The following is a 22,175-nucleotide window of genomic DNA, read 5'->3' as shown; positions in this document are numbered from 1 at the left end:
CCTTTTTTCAGTCGTTGTTTCATAGCTCTTATAAGTTGATGTAAAGAAAAGCCCGCTTAAAACAGCGAGCTTTTTCTAATTATTAACGTTGATTATTTTAATTCTACAGTAGCGCCTGCTTCTTCAAGTTTAGCTTTCATTTCTTCAGCTTCTTCTTTAGCTACGCCTTCTTTAATTGCTCCTGGAGCGTTGTCAACTAATTCTTTTGCGTCTTTTAGGCCAAGACCTGTAATTTCGCGAACCGCTTTAACAACTTTAATTTTAGAAGCACCAGCATTTTCAAGAACAACATCAAAATCGCTCTTTTCTTCTGCTGCTTCTCCACCAGCTGCACCTGCAACCGCTACTGGAGCTGCTGCTGTTACACCAAATTCTTCTTCGATTGCTTTTACTAAGTCGTTTAATTCAAGAACAGACATTTCTTTAATTGCTTCAATAATTTGATCTTTAGACATAATTTTTTCCTCCTAATTTTTATATTAACCTGTCATAAGATAATTCGTTTTTTTATGCGCCTTGCTCTTCTTTTTGCTCTGCAACAGCCTTCGTAGCGTATGCGAAGTTTCTGATTGGAGCTTGAAGTACACTAAGAAGCATAGATACCATACCTTCGTAGTTTGGAAGATCAGCAAGCTCTTTGATTTGATCAAGCGTAGCAACTGAACCTTCTACTACTCCCCCTTTAATTTCTAAAGCCTCATGGTCTTTAGCGAAATTGCTAAGAATCTTGGCTGGGGCAATAATGTCATCCTTACTGAACGCAATTGCTGTTGGTCCTGTAAGAATATCATTTAAGTCTGTTAGTTCTACCTCTTCTACAGCACGGCGCGTCATAGAGTTTTTGTAAACTTTAAATTCAACACCTGCTTCGCGAAGTTGAGAACGCAATTCTGTTACTTCTGATACAGTCAACCCACGGTAGTCAACTAAAATAGTAGTTTGGCTTTCGCGTAATTTATCTGCGATTTCAGTAACAACTTGTTTTTTTGCTTCAATTACTTTTGACATTGTTCCACCTCCTGCAACTTCATTATACCGTTAAAGAAAAAGAACCTCCCGTAGACATGGGAGGTTCTAGTTAGGCACAGAGAACTGCACCTTTTATCCAGAAACACCTCGGCAGGATATTAAGCAATAGCACCTGCTGTCTACGGTATAATGTATTTAACTTTAATGGTTACGTATCGTACCCTTGTGAATTATATTAAAAGTAGGCCTTGAAGTCAAGCGGAAAATTATTTCACGAATTCAGAAGTATTAATTTTCACACCAGGTCCCATCGTAGATGAAACCGCCGCGTTACGGATGTACGTTCCTTTTGCAGCGTTAGGCTTTACTTTAACAATTGTTTCGATTAGTGCAGTATAGTTTTCAACAAGCTTGTCGATATCGAATGAAACTTTTCCAATTGGAACATGAACATTCGCTTGCTTATCTAAGCGGTATTCTACTTTACCTGCTTTAATTTCTTTCACTGCTTTTTCTACTTCAAATGTTACTGTACCTGTTTTCGGGTTAGGCATCAATCCTTTTGGTCCAAGAACTCGACCTAATTTCCCTACTTCAGCCATCATATCTGGTGTAGCAACAACTACATCGAAACCGAACCAACCTTGGTTGATTTTTTCAATTAGTTCTTGATCTCCTACATAATCAGCTCCAGCAGCTTCTGCTTCCTTCGCTTTATCACCTTTAGCAAATACAAGAACAGTTTGTGTTTTACCAGTACCATGTGGAAGCACCATTGCTCCACGGATTTGCTGGTCTGCTTTTTTAGGATCTAGACCTAAACGGAAAGCAGCCTCTACTGTTTCATCAAAGTTTGCTGTTGCTGCTTTTTTCACTAACTCAAGAGCTTCTTTTACATCATATTCATTTGTACGATCAACAAGTTTTAATGCTTCTTGTTGTTTTTTAGTTTTCTTTGCCAATTTTCTTCCTCCTCTGTGGTTTTAGCGGTTATACCTCCCACTTAATAAGCAACTTAACAGAAAAAAGCTGCGGTTGATGAATTTGTTCTCCACTTCCGCAGCCTTCCCATTAAGCTTCACGCACGTGAGATTTAGTCTTCAATCGTAATTCCCATGCTGCGTGCTGTACCTTCAACCATACGCATTGCAGCTTCTACATCAGCAGCGTTTAAATCAGGCATCTTCAGTTCTGCGATTTCTTTTACTTTATCGCGCTTAAGTGTTGCTACCTTGTTACGGTTAGGCTCACCTGAAGCTGATTCAATACCAGCTGCTTTCTTAAGCAATACTGCCGCTGGTGGAGTTTTTGTAATAAATGTAAATGAACGGTCTTCGAACACCGTAATTTCTACTGGAATAATCATACCAGCTTGATCCTGTGTTTTAGCGTTAAACTCTTTACAGAATCCCATAATATTAATACCTGCTTGACCTAAAGCCGGTCCAACTGGCGGTGCTGGGTTTGCTTTTCCTGCCGGAATTTGTAGTTTAACAACTGTTTCTACTTTTTTAGCCACGAGACACACCTCCTTAAGTCCGTGATGTGGTAATAGGGTTTATACCCTCCCACTCTTTTCATGTAAATACACCTTACACTCGAGGCATAAAGAACATAAGAATTTTAGCATTTTTTTTCAGTTATTGCAAGTGCTTATGATAAGAAACTCGTTTATCACTAATTAAGATAGCTTTTTAACTTGGGCAAAATCTAGTTCTACCGGAGTTTCTCTACCAAACATATTAACATGTACTTTTACTTTCTGTTTGTCTAAGTCAATGCTTTCCACTTTCCCAGAGAATCCATCAAACGGTCCGTCTGCAACTTCAACAGTCTCGCCTTCTTCAAAGTCCACATCTACTACCGTCTTCTCAAAGCCCATTCGTTTTAGGATTGTTTCTACCTCTTCTTCTAATAGAGGAGTTGGTTTAGATCCAGCTCCAGCTGAACCTACAAATCCTGTTACACCAGGTGTGTTTCTTACAACATACCAAGAATCATCTGTCATAATCATTTCTGCTAACACATAACCAGGGAATACTTTTTTCTTTGTAACTTTCTTTTTCCCGTCCTTCATTTCGGTCTCTTCATCTTCTGGGACCAAAACACGAAAGATTCTATCTTCCATTCCCATTGATTCTAAACGTTTCTCTAGATTCGTTTTTACCTTATTCTCATAACCTGAATACGTATGGACGACATACCATTTTTTCTCCATTGATTGAGGGCTACCTTACGCCCGTCCCTCCCTTATACGCTTTAACGTTAAAGATTTTTCGTTCATTCTCGTGAAAACTTCCGCTTTATGAAACCATACAAGTACATAATTTGAAATATGTAACTGCATTTCTAATGAAAAAGATGTCTATTTCTTCGTATAAAAAAACCCGTTAACCGGGTTCTCTATTCGATATAGTCGTATATAATTATTTATCTATTACATTCTTTAAAGAAATTCTTTAAAGAAAAAACAATTTCTTTTCCATTTCACACCAAACGTCTTCGTCAGTATCAGTATAACATAGGAAAGCAGAAATTATTCAAATAATAAGTTTAATAATTGCGTAATTCCAAGATCAATGACTGCAAAGAACACTGTAAGAAACAATACAGTAAAAATTACGATAATTGTATATCGAGTAAGTTCTGGACCTCTAGGCCAAGACACTTTCTTCATTTCTCGATTTACATTTTTCAAAAAACTAAATGGCTTCACAAAAGATTCCTCCAAACTGTCTTCTGCTCCTGGTCCAGCTATTTTGTTTCACGATGGATGGTATGTCGATTGCATCTTTTGCAAAATTTCTTTACTTCCATTCTTTTGGAATTGGCATCATTTTTATCTGTGCTATAATTTCTGCTATCGCAGAATTCACAGGCTAACGTAACCTTTTTTGCCAATGTTTGTCCACCTCATCCAGACCTGTTAATAGAATTTATTTTATTTAAATGTAGCATGACGAAACTACACTGTCAACGATAGGTTAAATGATTTGTAGGTCGCTTTCCTCTAAATATTTCTCTAATTTCCGTTTTACTCTTTGTAGAGCATTATCAATGGATTTTGGATGGCGCTTTAATTGCACAGATATTTCTTGATAGCTTTTCCCTTCTAAATAAAGGTTGAGAACTTCCCGTTCTAGCTTACTCAAAATCTCAGCAAGTCGCGTCTCCATATCTCCATATTCCTCTTGTGTTACAAGCATTTCTTGAGGATCTATCGTAACCGAAGCTTCTATAACGTCAATTAAAGTTCTCTCTGAATCTTCCTCGTAAATAGGCCTGTCCAACGAAACATACGAGTTTAATGGTATATGCTTCTGCCTTGTCGCTGTTTTAATCGCTGTGATGATTTGGCGAGTAATGCAGAGCTCAGCGAAGGCTCTAAAGGAAGAGAGCTTATCAAATTGAAAGTCACGAATCGCTTTAAATAATCCAATCATACCCTCTTGCGCAATATCTTCTTGATCTGCTCCTACGAGAAAATAAGATTTCGCTTTGGCGCGCACGAAAGGTTTATATTTATTTATTAAATAGTCTAAGGCATCTGAATCTGCTTCCCGAGCAAGAAGCACCAATTCATTATCGTCTAATTTCTTAAATTGAACCTCTCTATTTTTCGTACGCATGACGGTCACTAGAACTCCTTCTGGTTATGTACCATATAATATAGGTATTAGATACTAGTAATAACATTATTATACAGTAAGCGCTTTACAACCGTCAACCGCATCTTATTTCTTACCTCGTCTCCAGTCTTCAAACAATTTTCTTATATCTTCTTCCAATGGTATTGTGCTACGTACTGTTTGATGTTGATGGAATTTAATATCCTGCTCGATCTCATGTTCAATATTTTGAACCTCGATTGCTAGCTCTCGTGCAGAAATTCGGTAAGCACCCTGGCCAAATATAGTTCTTTGTTCTGCAAAATCAGATGTAGCAACAAACACTTTTGTTTTAACATTTTTTAACTCTTTTATAAGGCGTTCGATACATTCATCTGCTGTTTCTTGCTCTTTCGTGAAAATAATTTCCACATTAAAGTGTTTTTGTTTATTTTCAATTCCCTTCACTTCATAGGCGTCAAATACAACGATGACCCGCCTCTTTCTATAAGAACCATATTCCGCCATCTTTTCCACGAGTAAATTTCTAGCTTGATCTAAATCCTCATCACGTAATCTCTTTAGCTCATCCCACGCACCAATAATGTTATAGCCATCTACTAGTAATACATCCATTATTGTTCACCGTCGTTAGCGTCCCTTTTTCTTACCACTTCATACATGAGAAGACTAGCCGCAACAGAGGCGTTTAATGATGACACATGACCTTTCATCGGAAGGCTTACCGTCCAATCACAATTCTCCTTCACTAGTCTACTGATTCCTTTTCCTTCATTACCAATAACAAGAGCTATTGGTAGACTTCCGTCCAACTTTCGATAATCCTCCGTTGCCTTCATTTCTGTGCCAACTACCCATATATTTTGTTCCTTTAACTCCTTAATAGTTTGAACGATGTTGGTCACTCTAGCAACAGGAATATGCTCAATCGCACCAACGGAAGTTTTCGCTACTGTCTCCGTTAAGCCTACTGATCTTCTCTTTGGTATAATTAATCCGTGAACTCCTGTGGCATCGGCTGTTCTAAGGATAGAACCTAGATTGTGTGGGTCTTCTATCTCGTCCAATATTAAAAAGAAAGGTGACTCTCCCTTGCTGTTAGCTCGATCATATAAATCATCTAACGTCGCATATTCGTAAGCAGCTACTAGCGCAACAATCCCTTGGTGATTTCCTTCTACCATTTGGTCGAGCTTCTTTTTCGGTACGGATTTAATCAATGTGTCTTTTTGTTTCGCTAAAGCTCGAAGCTTGTTTGCTAACTGTGGATTTAAGTTTTCTGCTAAAAGAAGCTGCTCCATTGCTCGAGGCGATTGCAATGCCTCTATTACTGTGTTTTTTCCATAGATCCATTCACCATTCATTCCATTTCCACTCCTTCCTCTACCTTTTCAATAGCAAGTTGAATGAGTTCTTCTAAGCGATCTATTTGTCCGTCTAAATATAAAAAGCCTATCAATGCTTCAAAAGCTGTGCTGTATCGATATGTTTGGACAGTAGTACTTTTAGGAGTCGAACCTGACTTTGCATTGCGGCCTCGCTTTGCAATTTGTGTTTCCTCTGTCGTTAATTTCTCTTGCGCAAGCCATTCTTTCAAAACATTGGCTTGCGCATCAGCTTTTACATACGTAATAGCTAAAGAGTGCAATTCTTGTACTTTTACTTTCCCTTGTTCAATTAGATGCTCTCGAACATACTTCTCATATACAGCATCACCCATATAAGCAAGTGCTAAGCTTTTTAATTCATTGGCTTTTACTCGTGTCATCATTAGCCCCGCTTCCATCTCGTTCCTTGCGGTGTATCTTCAAGAATAATTCCTTTTTCTACTAGATCATCTCGGATTTGATCTGCAAGTTGAAATTCACGATTTTTTCTTGCATCTTCACGCTGTTGGATAAGACTTTCTATTTCTTCATCTAGAAGTTCTGTAGCTTTGTCCGGTATACCTAATATGCCTAACCACAGGTCAAAAGTCTCCAAGAAATGTTCAATCACCTCTGTATGAGTGTGGCTCGAATTCACATAAATATTTGCTTCTTTTACTAAATCAAACATTACAGCAATTGCATTAGCTGTGTTAAAGTCATCATCCATTTCTTGCTCAAATTGTTGTTTTAATGCATCTATCTTTTTTAACCATACGTCCTTGTCCTCGGTCAAATTCATACTACTATTTTTACGATGTTCCAGGTTTTGGATGGCGTTTTCGATTCTAGCAAAGCTATTCTGAGCGCTCTCTAACAATTCTTCGCTGAAGTTAATTGGATGGCGATAGTGCACACTTAACATAAAGAAGCGTAGAACTCTTGGGTCGTGTTCTTGGATTAAGTCATGTGCTAACACAAAATTCCCAAGTGATTTTGACATTTTTTCGTTGTTTATATTAATGTACCCATTATGCATCCAATAGTTAGCGAAAGATTTCCCGTTCGCAGCTTCCGATTGCGCTATCTCATTCTCATGATGAGGGAAGGTTAAATCTTGGCCACCAGCATGAATATCAATCGTATCTCCAAGATACTTCTTAGCCATTGCGGAGCATTCAATATGCCAGCCTGGTCGGCCTACTCCCCATGGCGCTTCCCAACTAATTTCCCCATCTTTTGTGTTTTTCCACAAAGCAAAGTCTAATGGATCATGTTTTTTCTCTCCAACACGGATCCTTGCTCCTGCTCTTAGTTCATCAATAGATTGTTGCGACAACTTCCCGTAAGAGTCGAAAGAACGTGTCTTAAAATATACGTCACCTTCTGATTCATAAGCGTGACCTTTATCGATAAGTGTTTGAATAAAGGCAACAATGTCGTCCATCGTATCTGTCACACGAGGGTGATGAACGGCTTCCTTCACCCCTAATGCTCCAACATCTTCTTTATAAGCTTGAATAAAACGGTCGGCAATTACAGGCACTTCCTCACCAAGCTCTTTTGCCGCTCGAATTAATTTATCGTCTACATCCGTAAAGTTTAAAACGTAATCCACATCATAACCTTTATATTCGAAATATCTCCTTACTGTATCAAACACTATAGCAGGACGTGCATTACCTATATGAATATAGTTATAAACTGTAGGCCCACACACGTACATTTTTATTTTGTTTTCCTCTATTGGTTCAAATGTTTCTTTTTGACGAGTTAACGTGTTAAATACTTTGATCGTCATTGTGTTTTGCTCCTTTCAAAGCAGCTATTTCCTTTTGTAGCTCTTTTATTTCAGTATCCATTCGATTTAATAATTCATACATTGGATCTGGTAGTTTGTGATGATCGAGGTCTTTTACTTTTTCTCCATTTTGCACAACCACCCTACCTGGTATGCCTACTACCGTAGCATGATCTGGAACGTCCTTTAAAACAACCGATCCTGCACCAACTTTAGAATTTTCTCCAATTGTTATCGATCCTAATACTTTAGCACCTGTAGCAATCAATACATTATCTTTAATCGTCGGGTGTCTTTTGCCTTTTTCTTTACCTGTTCCCCCTAAGGTTACACCTTGATAGATGGTCACATTATCGCCTATTTCACACGTCTCACCAATGACGACACCCATCCCATGATCGATGAAAAAGCGATGGCCAATTTTTGCTCCTGGATGGATTTCCACCCCGGTAAAGAAACGACTTATTTGTGAGATTAGACGTGCTATAAAGAAAAACTTTTTTCGATAAAAACCATGTGCAATTCGATGACTCCATATCGCATGGAGCCCAGAATACGTAAGGCAGACTTCTATATAAGACCTTGCTGCTGGATCCTGGTCAAAGACAACGTCCATGTCTTCTTTTAGCATTTTAAAAAAGCCCACTGACCATCCCCTCCTTTGTTAACTTTTAAAGGTTTTCTATCTTAAAAATTAACTGATATTTTTAGAAATTATTGCATCGCTTACATGTTGCAACCCCATGTGATCTGATTTTCATACGCTTAAGCAAGGCGTTGCGTGGCATTCTTTGCCACAGAAAAGCATTACTTAAGGCCACAAAAGAATAAGACAACAGAAAAAGACGCCTCTGAGATACACTCAGAGACGCCTTAGCGCGGTTCCACTCTGTTTGGGGATATAGGAAACATACAATCAAATACTGCAAGATCAGACAGTATTCCCCCTCTTACGCCAATAACGGTGGCATTCCGTTTGCCCATACTAACTATTGGTTCTGGACAAAACTCCGAGGTGCATTTCAAAAGAAACGACCCTAACCATTCGCAGCCTAGATGGTTTTCTCTGTAAGGATCCAAATCATTTTACTTTTCCTCATCAACGTTCACTATTTCTTATATATTATTATAGTTACTACATGTAGAATTGCTACTATTTTGTTTTACGAAATAAAATAGCATTATTTAATTATTTGAAGAGCATTTTCAACGCGAGCCACAGCTGTCTCTTTGCCTAATAAATAAATAGCGTTTGGCAATTCAGGTCCATGTACTTCTGCCGTAGAAGCAACACGGATTGGCATGAATAGCTTTTTACCTTTTTGTTTCGTTTCTTTTTGTGTAGCCTTGATTGCAGTCTTGATTGCTTCTGGTGAAAATTCTTCTATTTCGTTTAATTTCGCCATAAATACTTCTAACACTTCAGGTACTTGTTCTTCTCTAAGTACGTCTAAAGACGTCTCATCATAATCTACTTCTTTCTTAAAGAAGAGCTCTGTTAATTCGACAATTTCTGCACCGTAAGATAGTTGTTCATGGTATAAGCCAATTAGATTAATTGCCCATTCTTTTTGGTTTTCGTCCATACTCTCAGGTAGCTTGCCAGCTTCAATTAAATGTGGAAGACTTAGCTCTACAACTTTTTCTAGAGGCGCTTGCTTTAAGTATTGGTTATTCATCCATTTTAATTTTGTCGGATCAAAAATTGCTGGAGATGTAGAGAGTCGGTCAGGGTCAAACATCTCGATAAACTGCTCTTTTGTAAATAATTCTTCTTCTCCAACTGGTGACCATCCTAAGAGTGTAATGAAGTTAAACAGAGCTTCCGGAACAAATCCAAGATTCTTATATTGCTCGATAAACTGCAAGATGTGTTCATCACGTTTACTTAACTTTTTACGGTTTTCATTCAGAATAAGCGTCATGTGGCCAAATTTTGGTGCTTCCCAACCGAATGACTCATAGATCATTTGCTGCTTCGGTGTATTCGATATATGTTCTTCACCACGCATAACATGTGTAATACCCATTAAATGATCGTCTATCGCTACAGCGAAATTATACGTAGGGACACCATTTTTCTTAACGATTACCCAATCTCCAAAATCGCTAGATTCGAATGTAATATTTTGCCGAACAATGTCGTTAAACGTATATGTTTTATTCTCAGGAACTCGGAAGCGAATACTCGGTTGTCTACCTTCTGCTTCAAATTGTTGTACTTGTTCCTCTGTCAAATCACGATGCTTCCCTGAATATTTCGGGACTTCACCACGACTTTTCTGTTCTTCACGTTCTTGCTCTAGTTCTTCTTCCGTCATATAACATTTGTAGGCAAGGCCTCTTTCTAAAAGCTCGTCTACATATTTTTTATAAATATCTAATCGTTCTGTCTGACGGTAAGGACCGTACTCACCACCAATATCCGCACCTTCATCCCATTCGATACCTAACCATTTAAGGAACTTTAGTTGGCTTTCTTCCCCACCTTCTACATTTCGCTTTTCATCTGTATCTTCAATTCGAATAATAAAATCTCCATCAAAATGCTTTGCATATAAATAATTAAATAAAGCTGTACGAGCATTCCCAATATGTAAATGACCTGTTGGGCTAGGTGCATATCTAACACGTACTCGATTGCTCATTTTCATCCCTCCGCTTTTAAACAATGATTGTTGTCATGGCATTATTTTACCACTATCCTTCAGTTTTACGTAACAATATTACCGCTAATGCAGCAATACCTTCTTCTCTTCCCGTAAAACCTAGTCTTTCCGTCGTTGTAGCTTTTACATTCACGTCTTCTACAGAACTCTCTAATAATCGAGCTACATTATTACGAATATCCTCGATATAAGGCGCCATCTTCGGTGCTTGAGCAATAATTGTACAGTCCACATTTCCTAACTCATACCCTCTAGCCTTGACCATTTTCCATACTTCTTTTAATAAAACTTGTGAATCGGCATCTTTGTATGCTGGATCTGTATCTGGGAAATGTCGTCCGATATCTCCTTCACCAATTGCACCTAAACAAGCATCGGTTATCGTATGTAATAATACATCAGCATCTGAATGTCCGATTAATCCCCGTTCAAACGGAATTTCTATTCCACCAATGATACACGGTCGATTATCCGCCCATTCATGTACATCAAATCCTTGACCTATTCGAATCATTCCTCTTCCCTCCACTCTTGCAGTAACCACTTCGCTCTTAAAATGTCGTCCGGTGTGGTTAATTTCATATTTTCAATACTACCTTCCACAATATCAATCGGGTGTGACATACGCTCTAAAAGAGAGATGTCATCCGTCCCTAAAAATTCTTCATCTTTTGCTCGCTCGTGTGCTTCCATGATTTTGTTATACGTGAATGCCTGTGGGGTTTGAGCAGCCCATAGAGTCTCACGGTTCAGCGTTTGTAACTGCTGGTTATTTCGTTGCTTAATTGTGTCTGTAACTCGAACAGCCAGAAGTGCAGCACCTGTGTCTTTTGCTTTTTTTGCGAGCTCATGGAGATATTTTTGTCTAACAAACGGTCTAGCACCATCATGAATCATTACGACTTGGTCACTTTCTGCTTGGAGTGACTTCAAGCCTAAGTAACTGCTATGTTGCCGTTCTTCCCCACCGTGCACTAACTCAATTCGCTCTCGAATTTGATAGGTTCTGAGTAAAGCTTCTATTTCTTCTAAATCAAACGGCTGGATTACAAGTCTAATATTCGTACACCATTCATCATCCAAAAATCGAGATAACGTATGAATGATGAGCGGCTTTCCGTCCAACTCAATAAATTGCTTATTTTTGCCGGCCTTCATGCGTTTTCCCTGACCTGCCGCTAAAACAATAGCAACATATGGTACCATTTGGTCACCTCTTCTATATTACCGACCCATTGCTTTTTATATAAATTGCTCTAAGATAGCCGGATAACATTATTTTCTATGTAGGATAAATGAACAAAATCACCCACTGCTATCCAAATTAAAGGGGACTTCTTTATAAAACAGAAAAGTGATTAAGTCAAAACCAAAATAGATAACACAAAAGCATGATATAGGAGCATACTAGAAGCCGAGTCAAAATACAAGACTCCTGCAGGAAAAGCAACAGCCGAAAATCCATTACAAAAGTTCTTTGAAAGCTTTTGTAATTAGTTGAGGCGTTGCCTGCGGAAAGCGAAGTTTTTTGACAAGGCGTTGTTATAATATTTGGTTCTAGAATTATAAAAATACTTCTGTCTCAGCCCCATTCCAGAACAAAACAGAAAAGTGATAACCATACGTTATCACTTTCTATCCTTACTATGTTATACCTTTTTTACAATGCTTTTTCAAGCAATTTCGGCTTTGCAAAGATCATCCTTCCAGCAGAAGTCTGGAGAACGCTCGTAATAATTACCTCGATTGTTTTACCCATATATGTCTTGCCTTCTTCTACTACAATCATTGTTCCATCATCTAAATAAGCAACACCTTGATTTTGCTCTTTACCGTCTTTAATAACTTGTACGTGGAGCTCTTCTCCAGGAAGGACTACCGGTTTAACGGCATTAGCCAAATCGTTAATGTTTAGAACTTGTACATGTTGAAATTCGCAAACCTTATTCAAATTAAAGTCATTCGTTACAACTATACCGTTCAATACTTTAGCGAGTTTTACTAGCTTACTATCTACCTCTTGAATATCTTCAAAATCACCTTCATAGATTTCCACACTAACCGGGAGATCCTTCTGCATACGATTCAGTATATCAAGTCCTCTTCTTCCTCGATTACGTTTTAACGTATCGGATGAGTCCGCTATATGTTGAAGCTCTTCCAATACAAACTGAGGTATTAAAATAGAACCTTCTAAAAAGGCAGTTTGACAGATATCTGCTATTCTTCCGTCAATAATGACACTCGTATCCAAAATTTTTGGTTTAGGTACACCTTTTTCCGCTTCTTCCTGAACCGGTCTTCTTTTTTCCCTTCTAGGTAAGGCAAATAAACTTAAGAATTCATCTCTTCGTTTAAACCCGACTTGAAAGCCAAAATAAGCTAACAAAATACTTAGAAAAATAGGGAAAACTTGCGAGACTATTTTTAACTCAATTGCTTGGATAGGACTGGTAAGAAAATAAGCAATGATTAGACCGATAATAATCCCTAAGCTTCCGAACAATAGGTCTGCCACTGGTAGCTTTATTAGTGATTCTTCAATCCACGTAAAAAAGTTAACAATGTAATCAGCAAGCCACAGAGATAAGACAAATAGAATAATTGCGCCGATTACTAGACCTACATATGGACCGGTTGGTGTTGACACAATCCACGTATCTCCAGAGAAACCTAGTAACTCCATCAATCTCGGAATATATAAATATCCTGCCGTTCCTCCAGCTATAATAAAAAATAATTGCACAAATCGCTTTAACACCACTTTTTCACCTCCTATTTCCATTCTCTCCTGTTTCTCATATTTTAAACGTTGCTTTTTCAACTACTTAACCATTCCCTAAAGTTTTTTGAATGGCTTCTTGGACAGAATGAACACCGATCACTTCGATTGATTTCGGAGGGTTCCAGCCATCTAGATTTCTAGCTGGTATAATTGCTCGGCTAAATCCAAGCTTCGCAGCCTCTTGGACTCGTTGTTCTATTCGTGACACTCTTCTAACTTCTCCAGTCAAACCAACTTCTCCGACGAGGACATCGTCTTTCTGTGAAGGAAGATCCCTAAAGCTGGATGCAATAGATACTGCGACAGCCAAGTCAATAGCAGGCTCGTCCAATTTAACGCCACCCGCCACTTTTACATAGGCGTCCTGGTTTTGGAGCATTAATCCGACCCTTTTTTCTAAGACAGCCATTAATAACGGGACACGGTTATAATCGATACCTGTCGCCATTCTCCGCGGATTACCAAAGCTCGTAGGTGAAATGAGCGATTGTATTTCTACAAGAACAGGCCTTGTCCCTTCCATCGAAGCAACAATCGTAGAGCCTGCAGCACCCTGTGAACGCTCCTCTAAGAACATCTCGGATGGGTTGAGCACTTCCGTCAAACCTTCTTCTTTCATTTCGAATATACCCATCTCATTCGTGCTACCGAATCGGTTCTTTACACTACGCAAAATTCGATACGTATGGTGTCGCTCTCCTTCAAAGTACAGCACAGCATCCACCATATGCTCTAAAAGACGCGGTCCCGCGATGGAGCCTTCCTTTGTCACATGACCTACAATGAAAATAGGTATATGTTGCTGTTTAGCGATTTTCATTAATTCGCTTGTAGATTCGCGAACTTGCGAAACACTACCTGGTGCACTCGTAACTTCTTCTTTATAGATCGTTTGAATCGAGTCGATGACGACAAATTTTGGCTGTAATTCATTAATTTGACTAGCTATATCTCTTAAATTAGTTTCAGATAATACATATAAGTTCCCACTAGTAATCCCTAGTCTTTCAGCTCTTAGTTTCGTTTGCTTCGCCGACTCTTCTCCCGAAATATAAAGAACATCCAATGGCTTTTCAGCTAGTTGGTTAGAGACCTGCAAAAGAAGCGTCGACTTTCCAATACCCGGATCCCCCCCAATTAAAACTAACGATCCTGGTACGATTCCTCCACCTAATACGCGATTTAGTTCTTGCATACTCGTCGTAATTCTCGGCTCTTTCTCCGATGAAATTGAGCTAATTGTCATCGGCTTTTGGGGTGTGGTCGTCGAACGCATCGCCCAATTTCCTCTAGAAGAGGTTACAGTCTCTTCTTCCACTAATGTATTCCATTCTTGGCACCCAGGACATTTCCCCATCCATTTCGGCGATTCGTATCCACATGACTGACATACAAACTTCGTTTTTCGTTTCACCAATTTATAACTCTCCTCTACTATTATATACGATAAACATATCTATGAAGTTACAAACATCTATCAATTTCTTTAAGGTTGTATGGAAAAAGTGTAAAAAAATATCTTCATATAAACAGATTTACTCATGGAAAAATAGAAGATTACTACATTGACTCGAGGGATAAAGCATTTGGAGAAAGCTGGTCAGCTAATGAAGCCAGTTTTTAGCCTAATTACTACGTGTAAACATTATGTAAAAAGAGGGATAGACACTAGCGCCAATACTGTTAATTGGCACTAGTGTCCTTTTCCAATAGCATTCATTTTATGGAATTCTACTGAATAGTGAATTTACCACTGTCATTGATATCTATCGTGATTTGTTCACCTTTTTTAATGTTTTCTTTTAGCAATTCTTCTGAAAGTAAGTCCTCTACATTTTTCTGAATAGACCGGCGTAAAGGCCTTGCTCCATATTCTGGTTCAAATCCTTCCTCAGCAATATGATTAAGTGCCTTTTCTGTGAGAGTAAAGTTAATCTCTTGTTCTTTCAAACGGTCTTGTAGTTGATTTACCATTAAATCGACGATATAGCGCATATGCTTCTTCTCTAGAGAGTGGAAGACAATCGTCTCATCAATACGGTTTAAAAATTCTGGACGAAAGGCTTTTTTAAGTTCATCTGTAACTTTATCTTTCATGTCTTTATAGTTTTGTTGCTCATCTCCAAGACTAAAGCCTACATATTTATTTCTCCTTAGTTCAGAAGCACCTACATTGGAGGTCATAATGAGTACAGTATTACGGAAGTCTACCGTACGACCCTTCCCATCCGTTAATCGGCCATCTTCTAATACTTGTAATAGAACATTAAATACTTCAGGATGTGCCTTTTCGATCTCATCTAGGAGGACAACAGAATAAGGTTTACGTCTTACTTTCTCTGTTAATTGTCCGCCTTCTTCATAGCCAACATAACCTGGAGGAGATCCTACTAAACGAGAAGTCGTATGCTTTTCCATGTATTCGGACATATCGACTCGGATCATCGCATCCTCTTCGCCAAACATTGCTTCCGCTAATGCACGAGCCAATTCGGTTTTTCCAACCCCAGTTGGACCTAAAAAGATAAAGGAACCAATCGGACGTTTCGGGTCTTTTAACCCGGCTCTTGCTCGGCGAATAGCCTGAGAAACAGCTTTAACAGCCTCATCCTGGCCTACTACACGATCATGAAGGATTGATTCTAAGTTGAGCAGTCGCTCGCTCTCATCCTTTGTTAGAGCAGCTACAGGCACTCCAGTCCATAGAGAAACAACGCTAGCTATATCCTCAATTACTACCTCACTGTTCTCTTGTCCTTGCTTTTCTTTCCACTTCGCTTCGGTCTCTTTTAATTCTTGGCGTAACTTTTGTTCGCTATCACGGAGAGAAGCAGCTTTTTCAAATTCCTGACTTTGTACAGCGGCATCTTTTTCTTTTCTAACTTCCTCAAGCTGTTGCTCTAATTCTTTTAAGTTAGGTGGTGTGATGTAAGAGCGTAAACGGACTTTAGAAGCTGCTTCGTCGATTAAATCAATCGCCTTGTCTGGTAAAAAGCGATCCGTAATATATCGATCTGATAGTTTCGCTGCCGCTTCAATCGCATCGTCTGTTATCGTAACGCGGTGATGTGCCTCATAGCGATCACGTAGACCTTTTAAGATTTGAATGGATTCCTCTACAGATGGTTGATCCACTTGAATTGGCTGGAAACGGCGCTCTAATGCTGCGTCCTTCTCGATATATTTACGATATTCATCTAGCGTAGTAGCACCAATACATTGAAGCTCTCCACGCGCAAGAGATGGTTTTAATATGTTAGAAGCATCTATCGCTCCTTCTGCTCCACCAGCACCAATCAATGTATGAAGCTCATCAATGAATAAAATGACGTTGTTAGCTTGTCGTATTTCTTCCATTACTTTCTTTAAACGGTCTTCAAATTCACCGCGGTATTTAGTGCCTGCGACAACGGTCCCCATATCTAACGTCATGACACGTTTATCACGTAATGTTTCCGGCACTTCGTTATTAATAATTTGTTGCGCTAACCCTTCTGCTACCGCAGTTTTACCGACACCTGGCTCACCAATTAGTACAGGGTTATTCTTCGTTCTTCTACTCAATACTTGAATAACACGTTCGATTTCTTTTTCCCTACCGATAACAGGATCAATTTTACCTTCCTTGGCAATTGCCGTCAGATCACGTGCTAAGGAATCAAGGGTTGGAGTGCTTGCACTATTAGATTGGCTATTACGGCCGTTTTGAGACCCATTTGACTCTGTATTGCCTAATAGCTGCAGAACCTGCTGACGAGCTTTATTTAGGCTTACACCTAGGTTATTAAGAACTCTAGCTGCAACTCCCTCTCCCTCACGTATTAAACCGAGAAGGATATGTTCTGTCCCCACATAAGAATGACCCAGTTTACGTGCTTCATCCATGGACAATTCGATGACTTTCTTTGCACGAGGTGTATAGTGAATGGATTGAGATACATGATTCCCTTTTCCGATGAGAGATTCTACCTCTTCTCGTATTTTGTCTGCACCTAGCCCAATTGCATGGAGTGCTTTAGCTGCAATACCCTCTCCTTCATTCACTAGACCGAGTAAAATATGCTCTGTTCCTATATTGTTATGGCCTAATCTCACTGCCTCTTCCTGTGATAATGCTAGTACCTTCTGTGCTCTTTCGGTAAATCGTCCAAACATCATCTCATCATTCCTCCTTCTCTTCTAATGTAAGTCGTTCGCGGATAAGCGAAGCTCTAAATATATCTCTTTCACTTGCAGATAGCCTTTTTTTCGCATATTGCTGTAAAAATGCTGGCTGTGTTAATACAACTAATTCATTCAAGATAGATCTCGGTATATTATGGATAAAACCGAGGTCAATCCCTAGTCGCACATCCGACAAGCATTGCGCAGCTTCTTTTGATTCTATGATTCGGCTGTACTTTAGAGTCCCCAATGAACGATAAATTTTATTTTCTAATTCTATTGGAGTTTCTTGAACTAAATTTTGTCTCACTTCTCTTTCTTGTTCAATTAATTTCTGCACAATTCCATTCAAGTCCTCAATAATATCTTCTTCTGATCTCCCTAGTGTTACTTGATTCGAAATTTGAAAGATATTACCTCGTGCTTCACTTCCCTCTCCGTACAACCCTCGCACCACCAAGCCAATTTGGTTGATAGCTGGTACCATTCGGTTTAGCCTGCTTGTAATGGCAAGTGCGGGTAGATGCATCATAACAGAGGCTCTCATGCCTGTACCGACATTTGTGGGACAAGTCGTTAAATAACCAAATTTTTCATCAAAAGCAAAGTCTAATTTTTCTTCTAACCAATCATCTATTTGAAAAGATTCCTTTAATGCCCGTTCTAGCTGGAATCCTGGAAAATATAATTGCGCTCGTATATGATCCTCTTCATTTACCATGATGGAGACTTGCTCATTTTTAGAGATTAATACTGCCGCATTATCGGATCTTTCAATTAAATGAGGACTTATTAAGTGTTTTTCAACTAGTGCTTGCTTTTGAATTTGTTTTAACTCTGATAATCGGAGGAATTCAAAATCTGAATAAGATGCGTAAGACCGTTGATTGAATTCCTTTTCTACAAAGTACAGAATCTCTTCTAATTGTTTTTCATTTGCAATAAGCGGAAAAGAAACCCCATCTAGATTCCGAGCCAAACGAATTCGACTACTCATTACAATGTCACTATCTGGTCCTTCTTCTTTAAGCCATGGGCTAATCGCTTCATTCATAAAGTGCTCAAGACCCATCATGTTCACCTTCTTCCGACTGACCTATCGTTCGCTCTAATTCTTTAATTTGGTCACGAACCTCTGCAGCTTTTTCAAAAGCTTCCTCTTCTATCAAATTTCTTAATTTTTCCCTCATATCACGTAATTGCTTCCGTTGATAAATGCTTGTTCCCTGTCGTTTAGGTATTTTCCCTTCGTGCATTGTATTTCCACCATGTACACGACGTAATAGAGGGTTTAAATGTTCGTTAAATGTTAAATAACATTGACTACAACCAAATTTACCTATTTTCGCAAACTGTCGGTACGTCATTCCACAATTATTACAAGTCAGCGTTGCTTTTTTATTTTGTTGACTCTGCTGCATTAAGTCTGTATCGAAGTGAAATAACCCTGAGAGTAAGTGATGCAATGAGTAAGGCTCTTCTTTATGATGAATATAACCTTTCTCAACAGCACATTTTTCACATACATGTATTTCATTCTTATCACCATTAATCACTTGGGTAAAGTGAATCGTTGCGGGATTTTGATGGCATTCTTGACATTCCATCAACTCACCTCCTAGAAATGATATTTCAAAGCCTGTAGCATTGCTGATAATATCCTTGCCCTAAGTTCATCACGAATCGGCAATTGGAATGGTAATGTCTCCCGTTCTATCGCATGGAGCATAATCCTTGCCTCTCTACTGGTGATTAGCTCTTCTTCTAATAATCGCTCTAAAATGTTCGTTGCTTTTTGTTGAGAGATTTTTGGTTGGACCATGAGGAGGATTTCGTCAATAAGCTTTGCTTTATCTTCATTGGTTACTTTACTAATTCGAATAAACCCTCCGCCACCGCGCTTACTCTCTACTAAGTAACCTTTTTCCAAGGTAAATCTTGTATTGATGACATAATTAATTTGCGAGGGCACACACTCAAATTGATCCGCAATTTCGCTTCGCTTTATTTCAATGATTTGTTTGTCATTACGCTGTATGATTTCCTTCAAGTATTCTTCTATAACATCGGAAATATTGCGCATGCTTCCCGCCTCCAATCTGACTTTGACTATATTTGACTATACGTCTATTATACTCAAATCAGAAGTCATTGCCAACAATATCATCTCTTCATATTATTACCTTATCAACTATCAATAAACCTACTCGCCATGAAATTTAATCATGATTCTTTCGACTTCTTTTTGCTGCATTAGCCATACATACAAATTATCTTTGTTTTTTCGATGCTTCGCATTTATAAACATTTTGATTTTTGTCGTATTTTCATCTTCTTGAGAAATGTTTACTTCTTTAATATCTATAGAAAAACTTTGGATTTTTTCCATAAAAGCAGATGGTTCTTGTTGATTGGAGATTCTTACTTCAAAGGATATTTGATGTTCCTTACGATGTAATATAATTTCAAACTTATTTAGTACAATTAAGCTTATAAGAATGATGATGGTAGTAAATACTGCTTCTTTGTACATCCCTATCCCTACAATTAAACCTAATCCAGCCACTGCCCAAATAGAGGCTGCTGTAGTTAATCCTCGAATCGTACCTCGATTGACCATAATGGTACCTGCACCTAGAAAACCAATTCCACTTATGACATAGGAAGGGATACGTGCAGGGTCAAAACGTACATTATCATATTTTTCAATAAAATATTCAAAACCATTAATCGATAATAACATCATCAAGCATGCACTCACACCAACTAATATATGGGTACGAAATCCTGCGAAATGCTTATTAATCTCTCTCTCAAAACCAATAACCCCAGATAAGGCTAAAGCAATTAAAATTTTTACAATTGATTCAGTAAATTGTGGGTCAAAAATCTCTTCTATCACTCTTTAATTCCACTCCTTCCTCCATGTAATATCCCATTTTTATTCGTAGTAAACCCGAGTAGAACGAAGCATACAGTTTTATTTAATTTCAAGTAAAGGCATTCCCATAAAGTTCCATGTGTTGAAGGGTTTCTATTATACAAAATATTCACTACTTTTTAAATATATTTATCCTTACTTTAAAATATTGCTTTCAAGCGTTATTGTAGAGAGATTGATATACCTCACGCTTTGGTCAAAATATAAAAAATCTGTTAAGCCTCTAATAGTTAGAGACTTAACAGAAATACGTTTAAAAGAAATCTGGCATATAGGTTTGTTGCACTGGAACAAGACTATTTAATTGTTCGATAGATTGCTCGTCTCCTGTAATTAGTCCCATTGCTGCGAGCTCTTGAGCAGTTTGATAACTTAACATGATTGCTGTTAATTGTTGAACAGAACACTCAATAACAGGGTAATCTGTATTATCTTGCTTCTTTATTGTTATAGTGTGTTGATCTTGTTCAAATACATAGGTCCCTGAGTTTTCAGGCATAAAGGCATCCTCTACACGTAATTGAAATGGCTTAAAACCCTCTGATGCTTTATAAGGGAATTGTTGTAAAAACTTCTCGACATTTACTATACGCCCCATAAAATAAGCCTTGACCTGTTGTTCTAATTGTCGATCTTGAAATAGTAAATCCATCTTCTCATTTGCAGGTACTTTAATTTCGATATAATCTACCATAGAATCGTGATTCGACATAAATTCTAATATTCTCTTTAGACCAAATAAAGAATGATAAGCATAGTCCTCTACTTGAAATATACGATTTTTCACTTTGTAGATAATATAGCTATCCGCCTCATCCTTCTCGTTATAACCGATTGCAACGACTAAATCTTCATTCCAAATTCTATTCATCCACCAGTTAATATCACGAGTCAATGGACCATTGTAATTTTTCGCAAAACTCTCATATACTGGCTGAATGACAGATATCGCATCCTCATTAAATGGCGTTCTTCTAACCTTTCCATCTATATTCCACTTTTTCCGTAAATCATTGATTGGAATTTTTAATTTCTTTTGCTCAAATATTAATTCCCAACCATATTTTCGATAAAAAGGAATTGAGAATGGATGTAAGAATGATAATACCTGACCTTTTTCTTTCATATCTTGTAGGGATTGCTTTAATAACCCCTTCACATGTCCACTTCTTCGATATTCTGGCCATGTTGCTACACCAGCTACTCCACCCATTTTATAAGTTTGACGATTAATAAAAACTTCTAATGGAATAATATGTACTTTTGCTGCTAGGTTTCCTTCCTCAAAGGAACCAAAAACACTATGATTTTGAATATCCTTTTTCTTTCTCTTAAATTCGGCTTCAGTTAGACGATACTGAAAAGCGTATTCCGACATACGTAAAATCTCTTCATTTATATGTGTATCAATTTTTCGAATATCAGGCATTTTAGTTGTCCACCCTCTCTACGTTATACAATAACTTTTGACTAAGTATTATAACACAGACACAATTATTAAAGAACTTACAAGCAATTAAGCAGTTTTAAACATACAAAAAACTCTTAAGCACTAATGCTTAAGAGTTTTTTCAGTTGCCTGGCGACGTCCTACTCTCGCAGGGGTAAAACCCCAACTACCATGGGCGCTGAAGAGCTTAACTTCTGTGTTCGGTATGGGAACAGGTGTGACCTCTTCGCTATCGCCACCAGACAGTATATATTTTTTCAGGATTTCTATACCCTGAAAACTGGATAAGATATTTTTGACAAGTATCAAAACGTACAATCATTGTAGTATAGATAAGTCCTCGATCGATTAGTATTCGTCAGCTTCACATGTCACCATGCTTCCACCTCGAACCTATCAA

The 22,175-nt window shown here is 38.2% G+C and carries 24 protein-coding genes, 1 rRNA gene and 2 other annotated features; all 25 genes read right to left on the bottom strand.

The features are described 5' to 3' along the window. Positions 1–92: 92 nt before the first annotated feature. Positions 93–455: a 50S ribosomal protein L7/L12 gene (rplL, locus tag GGQ92_RS08335; protein WP_184247037.1), complete on the bottom strand. Its 363-nt coding sequence runs from the start codon at positions 453–455 to the stop codon at positions 93–95. Between the two features lie 52 nt (positions 456–507). After that, a complete protein-coding gene (gene rplJ / locus GGQ92_RS08330) occupies positions 508–1,008 on the bottom strand; it encodes a 50S ribosomal protein L10 (protein WP_184247033.1) in 501 nt (166 codons plus the stop codon). 26 nt (positions 1,009–1,034) lie between these two features. After that, positions 1,035–1,172 (bottom strand) — a sequence feature (ribosomal protein L10 leader region). Positions 1,173–1,235: 63 nt separating this feature from the next. Beyond that, entirely contained in the window at positions 1,236–1,931 is a 696-nt protein-coding gene (gene rplA, locus GGQ92_RS08325; RefSeq protein ID WP_184247030.1) for a 50S ribosomal protein L1, read from the bottom strand. Positions 1,932–2,062: 131 nt separating this feature from the next. Next, positions 2,063–2,488: a 50S ribosomal protein L11 gene (gene rplK / locus GGQ92_RS08320; protein ID WP_184247027.1), complete on the bottom strand. Its 426-nt coding sequence runs from the start codon at positions 2,486–2,488 to the stop codon at positions 2,063–2,065. Between the two features lie 162 nt (positions 2,489–2,650). Next, on the bottom strand, positions 2,651–3,187 hold the full coding sequence (nusG, locus tag GGQ92_RS08315) for a transcription termination/antitermination protein NusG (protein WP_184247024.1): 537 nt from the start codon (positions 3,185–3,187) through the stop codon (positions 2,651–2,653). A gap of 318 nt (positions 3,188–3,505) precedes the next feature. Next, the gene (gene secE / locus GGQ92_RS08310; protein ID WP_184247019.1) at positions 3,506–3,685 is read right to left on the bottom strand and encodes a preprotein translocase subunit SecE; all 180 of its coding nucleotides are present in this window, start codon (positions 3,683–3,685) and stop codon (positions 3,506–3,508) included. Between the two features lie 38 nt (positions 3,686–3,723). After that, positions 3,724–3,870: a 50S ribosomal protein L33 gene (rpmG, locus tag GGQ92_RS08305; RefSeq protein WP_184247015.1), complete on the bottom strand. Its 147-nt coding sequence runs from the start codon at positions 3,868–3,870 to the stop codon at positions 3,724–3,726. Between the two features lie 83 nt (positions 3,871–3,953). Next, complete coding sequence (gene sigH, locus GGQ92_RS08300) at positions 3,954–4,598, bottom strand: RNA polymerase sporulation sigma factor SigH (protein ID WP_184247312.1); 645 nt, start codon at positions 4,596–4,598, stop codon at positions 3,954–3,956. Between the two features lie 105 nt (positions 4,599–4,703). After that, a complete protein-coding gene (locus GGQ92_RS08295) occupies positions 4,704–5,213 on the bottom strand; it encodes an NYN domain-containing protein (protein WP_184247012.1) in 510 nt (169 codons plus the stop codon). After that, positions 5,213–5,962 (bottom strand): 23S rRNA (guanosine(2251)-2'-O)-methyltransferase RlmB, encoded by a 750-nt coding sequence (gene rlmB / locus GGQ92_RS08290; protein WP_184247009.1) that lies wholly within the window; start codon positions 5,960–5,962, stop codon positions 5,213–5,215. Before rlmB ends, GGQ92_RS08295 begins: the two co-directional genes overlap by 1 nt. Then, entirely contained in the window at positions 5,959–6,366 is a 408-nt protein-coding gene (locus tag GGQ92_RS08285) for a Mini-ribonuclease 3 (RefSeq protein WP_425486390.1), read from the bottom strand. The genes rlmB and GGQ92_RS08285 overlap by 4 nt, the downstream gene beginning before the upstream one ends. Positions 6,367–6,368: 2 nt before the next feature. Further along, positions 6,369–7,766 carry a cysteine--tRNA ligase gene (gene cysS / locus GGQ92_RS08280; protein WP_184247003.1) on the bottom strand — a complete coding sequence of 466 codons (1,398 nt, stop codon included), beginning with the start codon at positions 7,764–7,766 and terminating at the stop codon, positions 6,369–6,371. Continuing rightward, positions 7,747–8,412, bottom strand: coding sequence for a serine O-acetyltransferase (cysE, locus tag GGQ92_RS08275; RefSeq protein WP_184247000.1), 666 nt, complete (start codon positions 8,410–8,412; stop codon positions 7,747–7,749). Before cysE ends, cysS begins: the two co-directional genes overlap by 20 nt. 215 nt (positions 8,413–8,627) lie before the next feature. After that, positions 8,628–8,878, bottom strand: a binding site (T-box leader). Positions 8,879–8,947: 69 nt separating this feature from the next. Further along, on the bottom strand, positions 8,948–10,414 hold the full coding sequence (gltX, locus tag GGQ92_RS08270) for a glutamate--tRNA ligase (protein WP_184246997.1): 1,467 nt from the start codon (positions 10,412–10,414) through the stop codon (positions 8,948–8,950). 52 nt (positions 10,415–10,466) lie between these two features. Then, positions 10,467–10,949 carry a 2-C-methyl-D-erythritol 2,4-cyclodiphosphate synthase gene (ispF, locus tag GGQ92_RS08265; RefSeq protein ID WP_184246994.1) on the bottom strand — a complete coding sequence of 161 codons (483 nt, stop codon included), beginning with the start codon at positions 10,947–10,949 and terminating at the stop codon, positions 10,467–10,469. Beyond that, a complete protein-coding gene (gene ispD / locus GGQ92_RS08260; protein ID WP_184246991.1) occupies positions 10,946–11,641 on the bottom strand; it encodes a 2-C-methyl-D-erythritol 4-phosphate cytidylyltransferase in 696 nt (231 codons plus the stop codon). Before ispD ends, ispF begins: the two co-directional genes overlap by 4 nt. 454 nt (positions 11,642–12,095) lie before the next feature. Beyond that, on the bottom strand, positions 12,096–13,196 hold the full coding sequence (locus GGQ92_RS08255; RefSeq protein WP_184246988.1) for a PIN domain-containing protein: 1,101 nt from the start codon (positions 13,194–13,196) through the stop codon (positions 12,096–12,098). 67 nt (positions 13,197–13,263) lie between these two features. Continuing rightward, the gene (radA, locus tag GGQ92_RS08250; protein WP_184246985.1) at positions 13,264–14,637 is read right to left on the bottom strand and encodes a DNA repair protein RadA; all 1,374 of its coding nucleotides are present in this window, start codon (positions 14,635–14,637) and stop codon (positions 13,264–13,266) included. A gap of 314 nt (positions 14,638–14,951) precedes the next feature. Beyond that, complete coding sequence (clpC, locus tag GGQ92_RS08245; protein ID WP_184246982.1) at positions 14,952–17,378, bottom strand: ATP-dependent protease ATP-binding subunit ClpC; 2,427 nt, start codon at positions 17,376–17,378, stop codon at positions 14,952–14,954. Between the two features lie 4 nt (positions 17,379–17,382). Continuing rightward, positions 17,383–18,456: a protein-arginine kinase McsB gene (mcsB, locus tag GGQ92_RS08240; RefSeq protein ID WP_184246979.1), complete on the bottom strand. Its 1,074-nt coding sequence runs from the start codon at positions 18,454–18,456 to the stop codon at positions 17,383–17,385. Continuing rightward, positions 18,446–18,991: a protein-arginine kinase activator protein McsA gene (gene mcsA, locus GGQ92_RS08235; protein WP_184246975.1), complete on the bottom strand. Its 546-nt coding sequence runs from the start codon at positions 18,989–18,991 to the stop codon at positions 18,446–18,448. The genes mcsB and mcsA overlap by 11 nt, the downstream gene beginning before the upstream one ends. An 11-nt stretch (positions 18,992–19,002) precedes the next feature. Continuing rightward, entirely contained in the window at positions 19,003–19,467 is a 465-nt protein-coding gene (locus tag GGQ92_RS08230) for a CtsR family transcriptional regulator (protein ID WP_184246971.1), read from the bottom strand. A gap of 120 nt (positions 19,468–19,587) precedes the next feature. After that, positions 19,588–20,286: an MgtC/SapB family protein gene (locus GGQ92_RS08225; protein ID WP_184246968.1), complete on the bottom strand. Its 699-nt coding sequence runs from the start codon at positions 20,284–20,286 to the stop codon at positions 19,588–19,590. Positions 20,287–20,578: 292 nt separating this feature from the next. Continuing rightward, on the bottom strand, positions 20,579–21,754 hold the full coding sequence (locus GGQ92_RS08220; RefSeq protein ID WP_184246965.1) for a GNAT family N-acetyltransferase: 1,176 nt from the start codon (positions 21,752–21,754) through the stop codon (positions 20,579–20,581). 148 nt (positions 21,755–21,902) lie between these two features. Next, positions 21,903–22,018: ribosomal RNA gene (gene rrf / locus GGQ92_RS08215) — 5S ribosomal RNA — on the bottom strand. Between the last annotated feature and the right edge of the window lie 157 nt (positions 22,019–22,175).

Origin of the sequence: Gracilibacillus halotolerans, from assembly GCF_014206945.1 — a bacterium.
Taxonomy (GTDB): Bacteria; Bacillota; Bacilli; order Bacillales; family Amphibacillaceae; genus Gracilibacillus; species Gracilibacillus halotolerans.
This window is presented reverse-complemented; position numbering and strand designations above follow the sequence as displayed.